18 protein-coding genes are annotated in these 16,705 nt (G+C 71.5%); 10 read left to right on the top strand and 8 right to left on the bottom strand.

Translation table 11 applies throughout. The features are described from left to right. Positions 1-3: 3 nt before the first annotated feature. A complete protein-coding gene (locus QNO09_RS13100; protein WP_283970303.1) occupies positions 4-1,251 on the bottom strand; it encodes a polyamine ABC transporter substrate-binding protein in 1,248 nt (415 codons plus the stop codon). A 56-nt stretch (positions 1,252-1,307) separates the two neighbouring features. After that, the gene (locus tag QNO09_RS13095) at positions 1,308-2,843 is read right to left on the bottom strand and encodes a gamma-aminobutyraldehyde dehydrogenase (protein WP_283970302.1); all 1,536 of its coding nucleotides are present in this window, start codon (positions 2,841-2,843) and stop codon (positions 1,308-1,310) included. A 199-nt stretch (positions 2,844-3,042) separates the two neighbouring features. Here QNO09_RS13095 and ybiA point away from each other — a divergent pair, with 199 nt between their 5' ends. Further along, positions 3,043-3,618 carry a riboflavin biosynthesis intermediates N-glycosidase gene (ybiA, locus tag QNO09_RS13090; RefSeq protein ID WP_283970301.1) on the top strand — a complete coding sequence of 192 codons (576 nt, stop codon included), beginning with the start codon at positions 3,043-3,045 and terminating at the stop codon, positions 3,616-3,618. 52 nt (positions 3,619-3,670) lie between these two features. On the opposite strand, the gene QNO09_RS13085 is transcribed toward ybiA, so the two are convergent. Continuing rightward, the gene (locus QNO09_RS13085) at positions 3,671-4,135 is read right to left on the bottom strand and encodes a DUF4190 domain-containing protein (protein ID WP_283970300.1); all 465 of its coding nucleotides are present in this window, start codon (positions 4,133-4,135) and stop codon (positions 3,671-3,673) included. Between the two features lie 67 nt (positions 4,136-4,202). After that, positions 4,203-4,886, bottom strand: a complete 684-nt coding sequence (locus tag QNO09_RS13080; RefSeq protein WP_283970299.1) for a DUF4190 domain-containing protein — start codon at positions 4,884-4,886, stop codon at positions 4,203-4,205. Positions 4,887-5,117: 231 nt separating this feature from the next. On the opposite strand from QNO09_RS13080, the gene QNO09_RS13075 reads away from it, so the two are divergent. Both QNO09_RS13075 and QNO09_RS13070 read left to right on the top strand, forming a co-directional pair. Beyond that, complete coding sequence (locus QNO09_RS13075) at positions 5,118-6,179, top strand: adenosine deaminase (protein WP_283970298.1); 1,062 nt, start codon at positions 5,118-5,120, stop codon at positions 6,177-6,179. Next, entirely contained in the window at positions 6,176-6,901 is a 726-nt protein-coding gene (locus QNO09_RS13070; protein ID WP_283970297.1) for a glycerophosphodiester phosphodiesterase, read from the top strand. Before QNO09_RS13075 ends, QNO09_RS13070 begins: the two co-directional genes overlap by 4 nt. A gap of 311 nt (positions 6,902-7,212) precedes the next feature. On the opposite strand, the gene QNO09_RS13065 is transcribed toward QNO09_RS13070, so the two are convergent. Further along, positions 7,213-8,652, bottom strand: a complete 1,440-nt coding sequence (locus tag QNO09_RS13065; RefSeq protein ID WP_283970296.1) for a gamma-aminobutyraldehyde dehydrogenase — start codon at positions 8,650-8,652, stop codon at positions 7,213-7,215. Positions 8,653-8,816: 164 nt separating this feature from the next. On the opposite strand from QNO09_RS13065, the gene QNO09_RS13060 reads away from it, so the two are divergent. The 7 genes from QNO09_RS13060 to QNO09_RS13030 all read left to right on the top strand — a co-directional run bounded on the left by QNO09_RS13060 (position 8,817) and on the right by QNO09_RS13030 (position 15,823). Then, positions 8,817-9,356, top strand: a complete 540-nt coding sequence (locus QNO09_RS13060) for an Lrp/AsnC family transcriptional regulator (RefSeq protein ID WP_283970295.1) — start codon at positions 8,817-8,819, stop codon at positions 9,354-9,356. Positions 9,357-9,369: 13 nt separating this feature from the next. Beyond that, positions 9,370-10,737 (top strand): aspartate aminotransferase family protein, encoded by a 1,368-nt coding sequence (locus QNO09_RS13055; protein ID WP_283970364.1) that lies wholly within the window; start codon positions 9,370-9,372, stop codon positions 10,735-10,737. 208 nt (positions 10,738-10,945) lie between these two features. Beyond that, positions 10,946-11,695: an ABC transporter ATP-binding protein gene (locus QNO09_RS13050; RefSeq protein WP_283970294.1), complete on the top strand. Its 750-nt coding sequence runs from the start codon at positions 10,946-10,948 to the stop codon at positions 11,693-11,695. After that, the gene (locus QNO09_RS13045) at positions 11,677-13,293 is read left to right on the top strand and encodes a hypothetical protein (RefSeq protein WP_283970293.1); all 1,617 of its coding nucleotides are present in this window, start codon (positions 11,677-11,679) and stop codon (positions 13,291-13,293) included. Before QNO09_RS13050 ends, QNO09_RS13045 begins: the two co-directional genes overlap by 19 nt. Positions 13,294-13,412: 119 nt before the next feature. Beyond that, positions 13,413-13,820, top strand: a complete 408-nt coding sequence (locus tag QNO09_RS13040; protein WP_283970292.1) for a VOC family protein — start codon at positions 13,413-13,415, stop codon at positions 13,818-13,820. 24 nt (positions 13,821-13,844) lie between these two features. Continuing rightward, positions 13,845-14,966 carry an LOG family protein gene (locus QNO09_RS13035; RefSeq protein WP_283970291.1) on the top strand — a complete coding sequence of 374 codons (1,122 nt, stop codon included), beginning with the start codon at positions 13,845-13,847 and terminating at the stop codon, positions 14,964-14,966. Between the two features lie 155 nt (positions 14,967-15,121). After that, positions 15,122-15,823, top strand: coding sequence for an LAETG motif-containing sortase-dependent surface protein (locus tag QNO09_RS13030; protein WP_283970363.1), 702 nt, complete (start codon positions 15,122-15,124; stop codon positions 15,821-15,823). Positions 15,824-15,885: 62 nt separating this feature from the next. Here the strand turns inward: QNO09_RS13030 and QNO09_RS39705 are convergent, their stop codons facing one another. The 3 genes from QNO09_RS39705 to QNO09_RS39695 all read right to left on the bottom strand — a co-directional run bounded on the left by QNO09_RS39705 (position 15,886) and on the right by QNO09_RS39695 (position 16,696). Continuing rightward, positions 15,886-16,053 (bottom strand): hypothetical protein, encoded by a 168-nt coding sequence (locus QNO09_RS39705; RefSeq protein ID WP_349636968.1) that lies wholly within the window; start codon positions 16,051-16,053, stop codon positions 15,886-15,888. Between the two features lie 138 nt (positions 16,054-16,191). Then, positions 16,192-16,419 (bottom strand): hypothetical protein, encoded by a 228-nt coding sequence (locus QNO09_RS39700; protein ID WP_349636967.1) that lies wholly within the window; start codon positions 16,417-16,419, stop codon positions 16,192-16,194. A 139-nt stretch (positions 16,420-16,558) separates the two neighbouring features. Further along, positions 16,559-16,696, bottom strand: a complete 138-nt coding sequence (locus tag QNO09_RS39695; RefSeq protein ID WP_349636966.1) for a hypothetical protein — start codon at positions 16,694-16,696, stop codon at positions 16,559-16,561. Between the last annotated feature and the right edge of the window lie 9 nt (positions 16,697-16,705).

Raw genomic sequence — 16,705 nt, 5'->3', positions numbered from 1 at the left:
TGGTCACGCCCCCGTCAGCTTCGCGAACTTCGATTCGAACTCGGTCTCTTCCTTCGAGCTCAGCGAGCGGAAGGCACGGGACTTGGCGGCCATGGCCTTGTCGGGGATGATCAGCGGGTTGTTCGCCGCGTCCTCGTCGATCTTCGCCAGTTCGGCCTTCACACCGTCGACGGGGCACACGTAGTTGATGTACGCGGCGAGTTCGGCGGCGGCCCTCGGCTCGTAGTAGAAGTCGATGAGCCGCTCGGCGTTGGTCTTGTGCCGCGCCTTGTTGGGGATGAGCAGGTTGTCGGTGGACGTCATGTATCCGCTGTCCGGGATGAGGAAGTCGATGTCGGGGCTGTCCGCCTTGAGCTGCACGACGTCCCCGGCCCAGGCGACACAGGCCGCGAAGTCGCCGCTGGTCAGGTCCGAGGTGTAGTCGTTGCCGGTGAAGCGGCGGATCTGGCCCTTGTCGACGGCTTTCTGGAGGCGGGCGATGGCCGCGTCGTAGTCGTCGGCGGTGAAGTCGGCCGGGTCCTTGCCCATGTCGAGCAGCGTCATGCCGATGCTGTCGCGCATCTCCGACAGGAAACCGACCCGACCCTTGAGCTTGGGATTGTCGAGCAGGTCGGATATGGACTTCACCTCGACGCCGTCGAGGGCCTTCTTGTTGTACGCGATGACCGTGGAGATGCCCTGCCAGACGTAGGAGTAGGCGCGGCCCGGGTCCCAGTCGGGGCTGCGGAACTGGGTCGACAGGTTGGCGTAGGCGTGCGGCAGGTTGGCCGGGTCGAGCTTCTGCACCCAGCCGAGGCGGATGAGGCGGGCGGCCAGCCAGTCGGTGAGGACGATCAGGTCGCGGCCGGTGTCCTGGCCCGCGGCGAGCTGCGGCTTGATCTTGCCGAAGAACTCGTTGTTGTCGTTGATGTCCTCGGTGTACTTGACCTTGATACCGGTCCGCTTGGCGAACTGGTCGAGCGTCGGATGGCGCTTGCCGCTGTCGTCGACGTCCATGTACTCGGTCCAGTTGGAGAAGCTCACCGTCTTCTCCTCGGCCGAGTGGTCCTGCGCCGAGACGCCGCCCTGCGACTGACCTGCTGCCGGGATGCCGCAGGCGCTCAGCGACCCGAGTCCGCCGGCTGCGAGCGCCCCGCCCGCGGAGGCGCGCAGCAGCGACCGCCGGGTGAGGGCGGCCCTGCCGTTTCTGAAACTGCGCCGCACGGCGGCCACTTGGGCCGCGGACAGGCGGTCGGGCTCGTACTGCTCCATGCGCGTGGTGCCCTTTCGGAAAATGGACGGCCGTTGGTCAGGCGGCCTGCATACGACTATCGGTCCCCGAACACGGTGCGGTGCCAGTCCTTCGCCGCCACCGCGGTGTTGTCGAACATGACGTGCTTGATCTGGGTGTACTCCTCGAACGAGTACGCGGACATGTCCTTGCCGCAGCCGGAGGACTTGTAGCCGCCGTGCGGCATCTCGCTGATGATCGGGATGTGGTCGTTGATCCAGACGCAGCCGGCCTTGATCTCCCGGGTGGCCCGGTTCGCGCGGTACACGTCCCGGCTCCAGGCGGAGGCGGCCAGCCCGTACGGGGTGTCGTTGGCGAGCGCGAGGCCCTCGTCATCGGTGTCGAAGGGCAGCACGACCAGGACCGGCCCGAAGATCTCCGACTGGACGACCTCGCTGTCCTGGGCCGCGTCGGCGATGAGGGTGGGCCGGTAGTAGGCGCCCTTGGCGAGCTCCCCCTCGGGGGCCTCGCCGCCGGTCACCACGCGCGCGTAGGCACGCGCCCGGTCGACGAAGCCGGCGACCCGGTCCCGCTGCACGTGTGAGATCAGCGGGCCGAGGTCGGTGCCGGCGGCGAAGGGGTCACCGAGCCGGACCGTCTCCATCAGCGCCGCCGTCCGCTCCACGAAGGCCTCGTACAGCGGCCGCTGCACGTACGCGCGCGTGGCGGCGGTGCAGTCCTGCCCGGTGTTGATGAGAGAGCCCGCGACGGCGCCGTGGGCGGCGGCCTCCAGGTCGGCGTCGTCGAAGACCACGAAGGGCGCCTTGCCGCCGAGCTCCAGGTGGAGGCGCTTGACGGTGGCGGTGGCGACCTCGGCGACGCGCTTGCCGACGGCGGTGGATCCGGTGAAGGAGGTCATGGCCACGTCGGGGTGACCGACGAGGTGCTCCCCGGCCTCCTTGCCGGTGCCGGTGATGATGTTGATCACCCCGTCCGGGATCCCGGCGTCGGTGGCCGCCCGGGCGAAGAGCAGCGAGGTCAGCGGGGTGAGCTCGGCGGGCTTCAGGACGACGGTGTTGCCCGCGGCGATCGCCGGGAGGATCTTCCAGGCGGCCATCTGGAGGGGGTAGTTCCAGGGCGCGATCGACCCGACGACCCCGATGGGCTCGCGCCGGACGTACGAGGTGTGGTCGCCGGAGTACTCACCGGCGGACTGTCCCTGGAGGTGCCGTGCGGCACCGGCGAAGAAGGCGGTGTTGTCGATGGTCCCGGGGACGTCGAACTCGCGGGTCAGCTTCAGTGGCTTGCCGCACTGGAGCGACTCGGCGCGGGCGAAGTCCTCGGCCCGGTCGGCCAGGACCGCGGCGAACCGGTGCAGGGCGTCGGACCGCTCGCCGGGCGTCGCTCCCGCCCAGCCGGGGAAGGCCGCGCGGGCGGCGGCGACGGCCCGGTCGACGTCGGCCGTGCCCGCCAGCTCGTAGGTGAGGACCTCCTCGCCCGACGCCGGGTCGACGACCGCGTGCGTGCGGCCGGAGGTGCCCTTGGTCAGACGGCCCGCGATGTACTGCGCGCCCTCCGCGAAGCGTTCCCCGGCCGGAAATCGGTCCGGGGTGGCAATGCCCGGGTTGTGCATGTGGCTCTCCTCCGTGTCCCCTGATGGGGCCGGCGTGGCTCAGGCTCGATTTGAGTGCCGATCCTGACAGAGGTATGCCACTCCAACAAGTGATTCCGTTGTTGATTTTTGGTTACGCGACGGAATCTGTCGACCAGGTGTCGAGTCCGCCGCGAAAAGGCAGGACGCTGTGTCAGTGGTGCCTGCCACACTCGCGTGCATGGAGAAGATCACGGGGGCGGTCGGCTCGCAGGAGGCCCTGATCAGGGCGGTCCGCGAGGGGGCAAAGATCAGGTATCTGCACTTCTGGGGGCACCGGCCGCGGCCGGACGGCCGGATCGGGGCGAGCTGTCTGAGCCAGTGGTGGCCGGCGCCGTTCACGGTCGACGGGGTGGCGTACGCGACGGCCGAGCACTGGATGATGGCCGCCAAAGCCCGGCTCTTCGAGGACCCGGCGGCGGAGCGCGCCGTGCTGGCCGCGGCGCATCCCGCCGAGGCCAAGAAGGCCGGACGGCTGGTACGCGGCTTCGACGAGACGGTCTGGCGGCGGGAACGGTTCGGGATCGTCGTGGAGGGCAGCGTCCACAAGTTCGGCGCGCATCCCGAGCTGCTGGGCTACCTGCTGGGCACGGGCGACCGGGTGCTGGTCGAGGCGAGCCCCGTGGACCGGGTGTGGGGCATCGGTCTCGCTGCGGACGACGAGGCGGCGGCCGATCCGCAGCGGTGGCGGGGGCCCAACCTGCTGGGGTTCGCGCTGATGGAGGCGCGGGAGCGGCTGCGGGCGACCGGAGCATGACTGAGGGGCCGGTCCCGGGGACCGGCCCCTCCCGAACCTCCGGGGGTGCCGTTCAGGCAGCCGCGCCGAGCCCGCCCATGATGCCGGCGAACAGCAGGAAGCCCAGCAGCGGCAGGATCACCGTGGCGATGATGCCGCAGACCAGGCCCGCGGTCGCCGCGCCCTTGTTGGTGGCCTCGCCGCGGGTGGCCTTGCCGCGGCCGACGGCACCGAAGATGATCGCGAGGATGCCCAGGATCACGCCGAAGAACCACAGGATGAACGTCACGCTGCACACCACGCCGATGATGCCCAGCACCAGTCCCGTGGTTCCCATGCCGTTGCTCGGCTGCGCGGGCATTCCGTAGCCGGGCGTCTGCGGGTAGCCCACGGGCGGCGCCGCCGGGTAGCCGGGGCTGCCCTGGGGGTAGCCGTAGCCCGGGCCGGGCTGCTGCGGATAGCCGTATCCCGGGGCCGGCTGCTGCGGCGGCTGGGCGGGCGGGCCGAACCCACCCGGGGGCGGATTGGTGTTGGACATGACGATCTCCCCTCCGTTGTCAGACCAGGGCATCGTAGTGGCCAAGTCGGCCCGCAGAGCCCGTGTTTCAGCGGTGGGACGGAGCGGTGGCCACCGGACCGAGGGTTCCGTAGTACGGGTCGTCGTCGGGGTCGTCGCTGTTGATCGCGGCCGTGATGCCGACGGCGATCAGGACGATGACGGTGACGCCGAGGATGATCCCGATGATGCCCATGATCAGACCGGCCTGGGCCTGACCGTGGTTGGTGGCCACCCCGGCCTCGGCGCGCTTGCGGCCCTTGATGCCGAAGACCACGGCGAGGATGCCGGTGACCAGGGAAACCACGCCGTAGAGGCAGAACAGGGCGCAGGAGATGATGCCGAGCACCATCGCGGCCACGCCCATGCCGTTCTGAGGGGCCATGGGCATGCCGGGCCAGCCGTAGCCGGACTGGGGATATCCGGGGTAGCCGTAGCCGCCGGGCGCTCCCGGGCCGGTGGGAGCCACGGGCGGGGGCGGGACGGCGCCGGTGCCGGACGGGTCGTACTGCGGGATGCCGGTGCCCGACGGGTTGTACTGCGGGGTGCCGGTGCCGGACGGGTCGTACTGTGGCGTGCCGGTGGGCGGGGTGAAGCCCGGCATGGAGGTGACCGTGGCCTGGTCGTGCACGGACGGTGGCTGCGGCGCCGGGTCCTTGTCGAGCGAGGGCTTGCTCTCCGGTGGCGCCCACGGGTCGTGGCTGCCGCCGTCTGGCTGCGTGGCGTCCGTCATCGTGCGTCCCCCCTGGGTCGATCGTGCCGCCATGCTACGGGGCCGTGCGACGCGGGCCACAGGGCGGGGGCGGCGGCCGGTCGCCTCCCGGCGCGGCCTCGGCCGGCCAGGTCCCGCGCCCCCGGGAAGCGGCGCCGTACCACCGCATACGATGAAGCCGAATCATCGATCAGCCGATCACCCGCGCCCGCCCGCCCTGCGCCGGCCGGAGCGCCGTTCCGGGGAGGAACCTTGACCCAGCATCTCGTCGACCCCCGCACCCCGCGCGACCTGTCGGCGTTCATCGCCGGACTGCCCAAGTCCGAACTGCATGTGCACCACGTGGGCTCCGCCTCCCCCCGGATCGTCTCCGAACTGGCCGCACGGCACCCCGACTCGAAGGTGCCGACCGACCCCGAGGCGCTGGCCGACTACTTCACGTTCACCGACTTCGCGCACTTCATCGACGTGTACCTGTCGGTCGTCGACCTGATCCGCACCCCGGAGGACGTCCGGCTGCTGACGTACGAGGTGGCCCGGGACCTGACCCGGCAGCAGGTGCGGTACGCCGAGCTGACCGTCACCCCCTTCTCGTCCACCCGGCGCGGCATCGACGAGCGCGCCTTCATGGACGCGATCGAGGACGCCCGCAAGGCCGCCGAGGCCGACTTCGGGACCGTGCTGCGCTGGTGCTTCGACATTCCCGGCGAGGCGGGGCTGGAGGCCGCAGAGGAGACGACCCGGCTGGCCACCGACGACCGGCTGCGCCCCGAGGGCCTCGTCTCCTTCGGTCTCGGCGGGCCCGAAGTCGGCGTGGAACGGCCGCAGTTCAAGCCGTACTTCGACCGGGCGATCGCCGCCGGACTGCACTCCGTACCGCACGCGGGCGAGACGACCGGCCCGCAGACGGTGTGGGACGCCCTGACCCATCTGCGGGCCGAGCGCATCGGGCACGGCACCAGCTCCGCGCGGGACCCGAAGCTGCTCGCGCACCTGGCCGAGCACCGGATCCCGCTGGAGGTGTGTCCGACCTCGAACATCGCCACCCGCGCGGTGCGCACCCTCGACGAGCACCCGATCAGGGAGTTCGTGCGGGCCGGAGTCGTCGTCACCATCAACTCCGACGACCCGCCGATGTTCGGCACCGACCTGGACAACGAGTACGCGGTCGCCGCCCGGCTGCTGGACCTCGACGAGCGCGGCCTGGCCGAGCTGGCGAAGAACGCCGTCGAGGCGTCCTTCCTGGACGCGCCCGGCAAGGCCCGGATCGCGGACGAGATCGACTCGTACACCGCGCAGTGGCTCTCCCGATGACACCCGCCCCGGTCGCCGTGGCCCACCGGGGCGACCCCTACCGCGTCCGCGAGAACACCGTCGCCTCGCTGCGTTCCGCGCTGCGCCGGGGCGCGGACGTCGTGGAGATCGACGTACGGCTCACCCGGGACGGCGTGCCGGTGTTGCTGCACGACGCGACACTGAAGCGGCTGTGGGAGCACGAGCGGCCGGTGCGGGCACTGTCCTCGCAGGAGGTGCGCGGGCTGACCGGCGGCGGGGTGCCCACTCTGGCCGAGGCACTGAGCGCGACCGACGGGCACCGGGTGATGATCGACCTGCCCGGCTCGCCCGACGTGCGGGCGGTGCGCCGGATCACGGGTGTCGTGGGGGAGGCCGGTGCGGCGGACCGCGTCTACTACTGCGCGGGCGCCGACGCCATGCTCGCCGTGCGTGCGGCGGATCCGGCCGCCGAGATCGCCCTCACCTGGACGACACTGGCCCCGCCCCGGCCCGTCCTGCTGGAGGCGATCCGCCCGCGCTGGCTCAACTACCGCTTCTCGCTGGTGGACCGCCCGCTCGCCGAGCGTGTGCACCGCGACGGCCATCTGCTGTCCGTGTGGACCCCCGACACACGCCGCTCCATGCGACGGCTGCTTCAGGCGGGCGTGGACTCGATCACGACGAACCGCGTCGACGTACTGTGCGCCACTCGCGCGAGCGCCGCGGCACCCTCGCCGGATCGGCCGGCGTCCCGCGCGTGACGTACCGCGGCACCGGCGCGCTGTCCGTGCCGCGGACGAGGGATCACACGCGGGGAGACGGCGTGAGGTTCTCGGGACAACCGTTTCAGTGACCGCTGAGCACCGGGGTGGCCACCGGCGCGGTCAGCGCCTCCAGCCGCTTTCCGCTGCCGCACGACGTACAGCGGGACCACCCCGAACACCCCGAAGGCGATGCCGATCACCGGCCACCGGCCACCGGCCACCGGCCACCGAAAAGGGTTCCGCGGGCAGCACGACGGCCCCGGGCGAAGCGGAGGTCCGCCCGGGGCCGTCGACACGTCACCGCGTGACTACGCGTCCAGCGACGTCATCACGTGCTTGATCCGCGTGTAGTCCTCGAAGCCGTACCCGGAGAGGTCCTTGCCGTAGCCGGACTTCTTGAAGCCGCCGTGCGGCATCTCGGCGACCAGCGGGATGTGCGTGTTGATCCACACACAGCCGAAGTCGAGCTTCTTGGACATCCGCATGGCGCGGCCGTGGTCCTTGGTCCACACCGAGGAGGCCAGCGCGTACTCGACGCCGTTGGCCCACCGCACCGCCTGCTCCTCGTCGGAGAAGGACTGCACGGTGATGACCGGGCCGAAGACCTCGTTCTGGATGATCTCGTCGTCCTGCCTCAGGCCCGAGACGACGGTCGGCGCGTAGAAGTAGCCCTTGTCGCCGACCCGCTTGCCGCCGGCCTCCACGCGCGCGTGCGCGGGCAGCCGGTCGATGAAGCCCTCGACCTGCTTGAGCTGGTTGGGGTTGTTGAGCGGGCCGAACAGCACGTCCTCGTCGTCCGGCTGCCCGGTCTTGGTCTCGGAGGCGGCCTTCGCGAGCGCGGAGACGAACTCGTCGTGGATGGACTCGTGGACGAGCACGCGCGTGGCGGCGGTGCAGTCCTGGCCGGCGTTGAAGTAGCCCGCGACCGAGATGTCCTCGACGGCCTTGGCGATGTCGGTGTCCTCGAAGACCAGGACCGGCGCCTTGCCGCCCAGCTCCAGGTGGACACGCTTGACGTCCTTGGCGGCGGACTCGGCGACCTGGATGCCGGCCCGCACGGAACCGGTGATGGAGGCCATGGCCGGGGTGTCGTGCTCGACCATCAGGCGGCCGGTGTCGCGGTCGCCGCAGATGACGTTGAAGACGCCCTTGGGCACGATCGAGCCGATGATCTCGGCCATGAGGACCGTCGAGGCCGGGGTGGTGTCGGACGGCTTCAGCACGACGGTGTTGCCCGCCGCGATCGCCGGGGCGAACTTCCACACGGCCATCATCATCGGGTAGTTCCACGGCGCGACCTGGGCGCAGACGCCGACCGGCTCGCGGCGCACGATGGAGGTCAGGCCCTCCATGTACTCACCGGCCGAGCGGCCTTCGAGCATCCGCGCCGCCCCCGCGAAGAAGCGGATCTGGTCGACCATCGGCGGGATCTCCTCGGAGCGGGTCAGCCCGATGGGCTTGCCCGTGTTCTCCACCTCGGCCGCGATCAGCTCCTCGGCGCGCTCCTCGAAGGCGTCCGCGATCTTCAGCAGGGCCTTCTGACGCTCGGCGGGCGTGGTGTCGCGCCAGCCGGGAAAGGCCTCGGCGGCCGCCGCCATGGCGGCGTCCACGTCCGCCTGCCCGGACAGCGGAGCGGTCGCGTACGCCTCGCCCGTCGCGGGATTGACCACCTCGGTGGTCCGTCCGTCGGCGGCGTCCCGGAACTCACCGCCGATGTAGTTGCGCAAGCGACGCAGCTCGGTGCTCACTGCCGGCCCTCCAGTTCGGATGTCCAGTACTTGAGACACCCACCCTAGTCGGCCGCCCCACGTTTTCAACACCCCCGCTCCCTTCGATCGTGCGGAATCCGCAGGTATAGGGGACGCAGACAACGGATTTCATCGATCGAGGCTTGCGGATGTGTCGAGACCTCGTGCACAGTGACCTCGTGGCCAGTCGAAGCGCAGACCAGAAGGGCTCGCGGGAGCACCGCGAGTCCTCCCGCGAGTCCAGGAACGGCAGCTCGCCGCAGCTGGACGCCGTCTCCCTCGCCATCATCGAGCAGCTCCAGGAGGACGGCCGCCGGCCGTACGCCGCCATCGGCAAGGCCGTGGGCCTGTCCGAGGCGGCCGTGCGCCAGCGCGTCCAGAAGCTGCTCGATCAGGGCGTGATGCAGATCGTCGCCGTCACGGACCCGCTCACCGTGGGCTTCCGCAGACAGGCGATGGTCGGCGTCAACGTGGAGGGCGACGTGGAGTCGGTCGCCGACGCGCTGTCGGCCATGTCCGAATGCGAGTACGTGGTGATGACCGCGGGCTCCTTCGACCTGATGGTGGAGATCGTCTGCGAGGACGACGACCACCTCCTGGACGTCATCAACAAACGCATTCGGGCGGTGCCCGGAGTGCGCTCCACCGAGAGCTTCGTCTACCTCAAGCTCAAGAAGCAGACCTACATGTGGGGAACCCGATAACCGTGAGGACCCGATAGCCGTGAGCAAGGACCTCTCCCAGACCGCGTACGACCACCTGTGGATGCACTTCACGCGCATGTCGTCGTACGAGAAGGCCCCCGTTCCCACCATCGTCCGGGGCGAGGGCACGTACATCTACGACGACAAGGGCAAGCGCTACCTGGACGGCCTCGCCGGCCTCTTCGTGGTGCAGGCCGGACACGGCCGGGTCGAGCTCGCCGAGACCGCCTTCAAGCAGGCACAGGAGCTCGCGTTCTTCCCGGTGTGGTCCTACGCCCACCCCAAGGCCGTCGAGCTGGCCGAGCGTCTCGCCGGGCACGCGCCGGGCGACCTGAACAAGGTCTTCTTCACCACCGGCGGCGGCGAGGCGGTCGAGACCGCCTGGAAGCTCGCCAAGCAGTACTTCAAGCTGGTCGGCAAGCCCACCAAGCACAAGGTCATCTCACGTGCGGTCGCCTACCACGGCACCCCGCAGGGCGCCCTGTCCATCACCGGTCTGCCGGCCCTGAAGGCCCCCTTCGAGCCGCTGGTCCCGGGCGCCCACAAGGTCCCGAACACCAACATCTACCGCGCCCCGATCCACGGCGACGACCCCGAGGCCTACGGCCGCTGGGCCGCCGACCAGATCGAGCAGCAGATCCTCTTCGAGGGCCCGGACACCGTCGCCGCGGTCTTCCTGGAGCCGGTGCAGAACGCGGGCGGCTGCTTCCCGCCCCCGCCCGGCTACTTCCAGCGGGTCCGCGAGATCTGCGACCGGCACGACGTGCTGCTCGTCTCGGACGAGGTCATCTGCGCCTTCGGCCGCCTGGGCACCTACTTCGCCTGCGACAAGTTCGACTACGTGCCGGACATGATCACCTGCGCCAAGGGCATGACCTCGGGCTACTCCCCCATCGGCGCCTGCATCATCTCGGACCGCCTCGCCGAGCCCTTCTACAAGGGCGACAACACCTTCCTGCACGGCTACACCTTCGGCGGCCACCCGGTCTCCGCGGCCGTGGGCCTGGCCAACCTCGACCTGTTCGAGCGCGAGAACCTCAACCAGCACGTCCTGGACAACGAGGGCAACTTCCGCGCCACCCTGGAGAAGCTCCACGACCTGCCGATCGTCGGCGACGTCCGCGGCAACGGCTTCTTCTACGGCATCGAGCTGGTGAAGGACAAGCACACCAAGGAGTCCTTCAACGACGAGGAGACCGAGCGCGTCCTGTACGGCTTCCTCTCCAAGGCGCTGTACGACAACGGCCTGTACTGCCGCGCCGACGACCGCGGCGACCCCGTCGTCCAGCTCGCCCCGCCGCTGATCTCCGACCAGTCGACGTTCGACGAGATCGAGCAGATCCTGCGCGCCACCCTCTCGGAGGCGTGGACCAAGCTCTGACGCCCCGCCGCTCAGATCGTCTTTCTGGATGATCAACACCGGCCCCGGTGCCGCCCGTTCGAGTGAGAAACGGTGGCCCGGGGCCGCGTGCTGTCCGGCGTCCCGCCGCCTTCTGCCTAGCGTGCCCAGTGACCGATCGGCCCTGCCTTCGTTCCCCCGCACGGGGGATGGACACGGGAACTACGGATCTGAACCGAGGTGTACGCGCATGGAGGCCCCGCCGGACAACGACGTGCTCTGGGCACGCGCCCTGCACTTCCAGCACGACGACGGCTCGCCCGCGCTCTGCGGCGTCTCGCTCGGCGTACGGGAGGGCGAGATCCTCGCCATCGGCGGCCCGCGCGGCAGCGGCAAGACGACCCTGCTGCGGTGCCTGTCCGGTCTGGTGCCCGTCCGGCGCGGCGAGGTCTGGTTCAACAGCGTGCCCGTGCACACCATGGGCACCCTCACCCGCGAGCGGCTGCGCCGCGACCGCTTCGGCTGGATCGACCCGGCGCCCTCCCTGGTCCCGGAGCTCAACGTCTGGGAGAACACCGCCCTGCCGCTGATGCTGCGCGGCACCAGCCGGCGCCGCGCCAAGACCGCGGCCCTGGAGTGGCTGGAGCGCCTGGACATCGGCGACAGCGCCCGCAAACGCCCGCACCAACTGGTGCAGGCCGAGCGCCAGCGGGTCTGCATCGCCCGCGCCCTGGCCCCCGCGCCCTCGGTCCTGTTCGCCGACGAGCCCACGGCGCCCCTGCACCGCGCCGACCGCGCCCATGTGCTGCGCACCCTCACCACGGCGGCCCGCTCCCACCGCATCACCGTCGTCCTGGCCACCCACGACGCGGAGACCGCGGCCCTCGCCGACCGCACGGTGTCCCTGCTGGACGGGCGGCGCGTGCAGACGGTGCACCTGCCTCCGGTCAGCCAGAACGCCGAGCCGGAAGGCCGGGCAGCGTGCTCGCTCTCCGTCTGACCCGCGGCGCCCACCCCGCCGTCCAACTGCGCCGCCTCCTGGTCGCGGCCGCCTCGGCGGGCACGGGTTTCCTGCTGCTCTGCGCCCTCGGCTACGCCCTGGGCCACCCCGGCGCCCCCGGTTCCGCCCTGCTGCGGCTGGCCTGGTGCACGGCTCCCCTGGCCGCCACCGTGTACTTCGCGCTCGCGGTGGCCCGTACCGACCCGGGCACCGAGCCCCGCCCCGGCCTCGCGGCGATCGGTCTCGGGCCGGTGCGCATGATGGCCGTCTCGGCGACGACGACCGCCCTGTCCTGCACCCTCGGCTCGATGGTGGCCCTGCTGGTCTTCCTGCACCTGCGGGGCGACCTGAAGGGCATGCCCTTCGACGGCGCCGCCGCCGAGTGGCTCGCCGCGGACCAGCCCCTGCCACTGCCGGCCGCCCTGACCCTGCTGGCGCTCGTGCCCGTCGGCGCGTCGGTGGCGGTGGCGCTGGCCCTGCGGCCGCGCGAGGCGGCGCCCGCCCGGTCCGGGCCGGCCCGGATGTACGGCCGCTTCGGCGCCTACCGGCGCACCAGCAACCGCGAGACCTTCGGGGCGTACGGCCGGTTCGGCCGGCAACTCGCCCGGCCGGAGACCGGCGGCACCGCCGGGTCCGCCCCGAAGAGCGGCCCGCCGGCGGCCCGGACCAGCGGGTCGGTTGCGGCCGCGGTCGCCGGTTCCGGTGGGTCGGTGAGCGCGGTCGCGGACCCCCCTCGGCCACCCGCGGCGCACCCGGGCGCCGGAGAGGCGGCCGTGGAGGTCACCGCGCCCGGCACCCCGCACCCGGCCGCACCGGAGCCGACAGGAGCGAAGAGCGCGGCCGCGGAATCCGCTCAAGGGCTCAGCCCGCGCGCCGCGGCGCCGGACGCGGCCGGCGCCATCAGCCCCGCCGGTGCCCTGGCACGGCACACCGGCCCGACCGCCGGCGCACCCGACGCCCTCGACGGCCCCGCCCCCGAGGCGGCCCTGCCGGACAGCACCGCCGCCCCCTCCGGTCTCCCCTGGGGCATCACCGTGCTGGCCGCGGGCCTGGCCGTGGAGACCTACACGAGCCGCACCGCCCCCACCCCGCCCGACCTCAGCTTCTCCGGTGCCTCCCCCGGCGTGATGGCGGGCTGGGCGCTGGCCGCCGTCGGCCTGGCCCTGGCCGGTCCGGGACTGACCCACCTGTGCGGGCGGCTGCTCCAGTCCGCCCGCCCGGGCGCCCTGCGGCTCCTGGCCGGCCGCATCCTCATGGCGGAGTCCGTCCGCATCGGGCGTCCCCTGGGTGTCGTCTGCGCGGTCGCGTCCGCCACGTGGGCCATGGCTCTGCTGCACGCCCCGCACGGGCTCTCGCTCGGTCCGCTCACCACCCTCGGCGTGCTCCTCGTGGCCGGCTGCACCGTGGCGACGCTCCTCACGGCCGCCGTCGAGGCCCGGCAGGCCCGTGCCGGCACCACCGCCGCGCTGCTGCGCCTCGGCGCCCCCGCCACGATGCTGCGCAGTGCCGCCGCCCTCCGCACGGGCGCGCTGTTCGCCCTGTTCGGTCCCCTCTCCCTGACGGTCGCGGAACTCGCCGCGCTGCCCCTGGCCCGCTGAGCCCCGCCGCAGCCACTGGGAAAAGTCGTACGAAAAAATTCTCCGTAGGCCGATGAGTCCCGGACCGGCACCCGGTCCATCCCCGCGTAACGACACGGACTTGATGGGAGAGACCTGGCATGTACCAGCAGATGATCTTCGTGAACCTGTGCACCGGCGACCTGGACGCCTCGAAGAAATTCTTCACGGAGCTGGGCTTCACGATCAACGACCAGTTCAGCGACGACACGACCGCTTCGGTCGTGATCAGCGACACCATCGTGGTCATGGTGCACACCAAGGAGAAGTACCTCCAGTTCACCAAGAAGGAGGTCGCGGACTCGACGAAGACCAGCGAGGTGCTGCTCGCGCTGAGCGCCGAGAGCCGCGACAAGGTCGACGAACTGGTCGAGAAGGCGGTCGCGGCGGGCGGTTCCGTCTCCGGTGAGACCCAGGACCACGGCTTCATGTACGGCCGCGCGTTCGACGACGTCGACGGCCACACCTTCGAGGTCGTGTGGATGGACCCGGCGGCCGTCCAGGGCTGAGCGGCGCTGTGCCAGCATGGGCGAGTGCAGACGATGCCCGCCCATGCGGCCCACCATGACGACCGTGAGATAGAGACCCTCGAGGAGTTCGACGCGACCGTCGCGGCGCGCGGTTCGCTCGCCGGATACCGCGTCCAGGCCGTCGACCTCACGGACCGTACGCGCGCATTGCTCGGCACGGACACGGCGGGCGCGCTCTTCCTCGGCTGCGCGATGCGCGAGGAGGCGGCCGCGAAGATCCGCGGGGAGGGCGCCCTGGTCTTCCCGCCGGTCCCGGGCCTGCCGTTCGACCCGTACCGCGGCCTGGTGTACTCCCCGGACGAACTCTTCACGTCGCTGGCCGACGGTTACGAGGCCACGCCCGACGCCCTGGCCTACGCCTGGTTCCAGCGCACGAAGGCGGACGGCGACATCTACGCCTCCATGCTGCGCGCGGTCCACGACGACTCCGTCTCGGACGCCCTCGACGAACTCCTGTCCGGCGCCCGGGTCGTGGGGGTGATGGGCGGCCACGCGATGGCGCGCGGCACCGAGGAGTACGCCGGTGCCGCACGGCTCGGCCGGGAACTGGCCCGCGCCGGCTTCACGGTCGCCACCGGCGGTGGACCGGGCGCGATGGAGGCCGCGAACCTCGGTGCCTACGCGGCCCCGTTCGACGACGAGATGCTCACCGAGTCACTGGAACTCCTCGGCGCGGCACCGCACTTCACCCCGTCGATCACCCACTGGGCCTCGGCCGCCTTCGAGGTGCGCGCCCGCTGGCCCCGCGGCGGCCGCTCGGTCGGCATCCCCACCTGGTTCTACGGCCACGAACCGCCCAACGCCTTCGCCTCCCACATCGCCAAGTACTTCGCCAACGCCACCCGCGAGGACGGCCTGCTGGCCCGGTGCAACGCGGGCGTGGTGTTCCTCCCGGGCGCCGCCGGGACCGTGCAGGAGATCTTCGACAACGCGACGCCCAATTACTACGAGTCGCGCGGCGAGCCGACGCCGATGGTGCTGGTGAACCGCACGCACTGGACGGAGAAGCTGCCCGCGTGGCCGCTGCTCCGGTCGCTGGCCCGGGAGCGTTCGATGGAGGCGCGCATCGCGCTGGTGGAGCGGATCGAGGAGGCGCCGGGGGCGCTGAAACGTCTCGGCGGTTAATAAGAAGGCAAAGCAAGTGCCGGCAAGCCGCCTATGCGTTGACACTACTTATGCAGCGCTTATAGACCTGTGAGCCTCCCGGTAGTGCTGATGTTCAGTCAACACTGCCTCAACCCCCCGCTTGAGCAATCCTGTAAAGGACAAACGTGGCAGTTCTGTCCGTATCCCGCCGCGCACGTGCCGTGCGCGTCCTCGGTGTCGTCTCCGCCTCGGCCGCGCTCGCGCTCGGCACCGCCGGCAACGCGCTCGCCTGCGACATCAGCGAGTTCTCCGCCGAGGCCAAGTGCGACGGCGACAAGGGCGTCATCACCGTCACCGACGTGGACCCCGCCGGCATCCCGGCCACGGTCACCGTGTACCTGGAGAACAACGGTGCCGACGTGAAGAAGATCGGCGAGCAGGTGGTGAGGGGCTCGCGCGAGGGCACCACCATCACCTTCGCCGACGACTGGAAGCCGAACGCCGAGTACCGCATCCACGTCAAGGCCGCGCGCTACGTCGACGAGGACATCAAACCGAACCTCGTCACTCCGGCCACCGCCTGCAAGAAGAAGGAGGAGGAGAAGCCCCCGGCTTCGACTCCCCCGGCCTCGACTCCCCCGGTGACGCCGACCCCGTCGGCCGCCCCGTCGAAGCCGGCCGAGGAGACCGAGACCCCGGCTCCGAAGCCGTCGGAGAGCCAGAGCACCTCACCGGCGGGCAACGTGCCCGCCCCGGCCGGTGACTCCAACCTCGCCGAGACCGGTGCCGACTCCAACACCGGCGTCATCGCCGGCATCGCGGCGGCCCTGGTCGTCGTCGGTGGCGGTGCGGTGTTCTTCGGCATGCGCCGTCGCGGGACGAACAGCGACAGCTGACGCCCGCGCACACCGTGACGTGGCCCGTCCCCCGACCCGGGGGGGGCGGGCCACGTCACGTCTCATCCGAACGTCGCCCGCTCCAGCCGGAACTCCGGCAGCTCCCGGTCGCCGAGCACCCGAAACTCCTCGACGTATGGCGGGAGTCGGCAGTGGAACCCCAGCAGCACGGAGGTGAGCGGTCCGCGCAGGGCGACCGTGGTTCTCGGTCCCCCTGCGCCAGGAGACACCGTCCTCGGTGAGCTCGATGAGCCACTCGGCGTTCACTCCGGGCCCGTGTCGGTGGCGGGCGGCTGGATGCCGCGGTCCGGGCCGCGCAGGTCCCTCACGTCGTCGTCCGGCGCGGTCCGCCGCACGTGCCGGACGCTCTACGGCCACCCGTGGACCGCGTCGGCGACCACCTCGGGCGCGACCTCTCGGGGCAGCCCCGCGGCGAGCGTGGCGTCCGCGCGGTGATCTTGTGCCTCACCCGGCGGGTTCAGACCCCCGAAGCTGCGGATCCCCGCCCGGGCGGCCCACACCTCGGTGACCGGTCCGGCCTCGGGCAGCGCCGCGACGACCTGCTCGCCGCTCTCCGGCGGCCACGCGTCCGGCACCCCCGGCGTCGCCCCGGGCCGCGGCTCCCGCGAGACGCGGCACCCGCTCCTCGGGCACCTCCCCCTGGACCCGGGTCCGCACGATGGACTCCACCCGGCGCAGGGCCCCGCCCGTATGCCGGACCAGGTCCTCCAGCGGTCAGCCGGGGCAGCCGGGGCAGGCGGGGCAGGTGGGCATGGTGCCGGACAGATCGGTGCCCGGGATCACGCCGGACCTCGACAGGCCGACCCGGTGGGCGATCTCGTCGCGACAGCGGTCGTGCGCGAGCGGCGTCATGCCCGGCGC

Source organism: Streptomyces sp. 378, from assembly GCF_030124145.1.
Lineage (GTDB): Bacteria > Actinomycetota > Actinomycetes > Streptomycetales > Streptomycetaceae > Streptomyces.
This window is presented reverse-complemented; position numbering and strand designations above follow the sequence as displayed.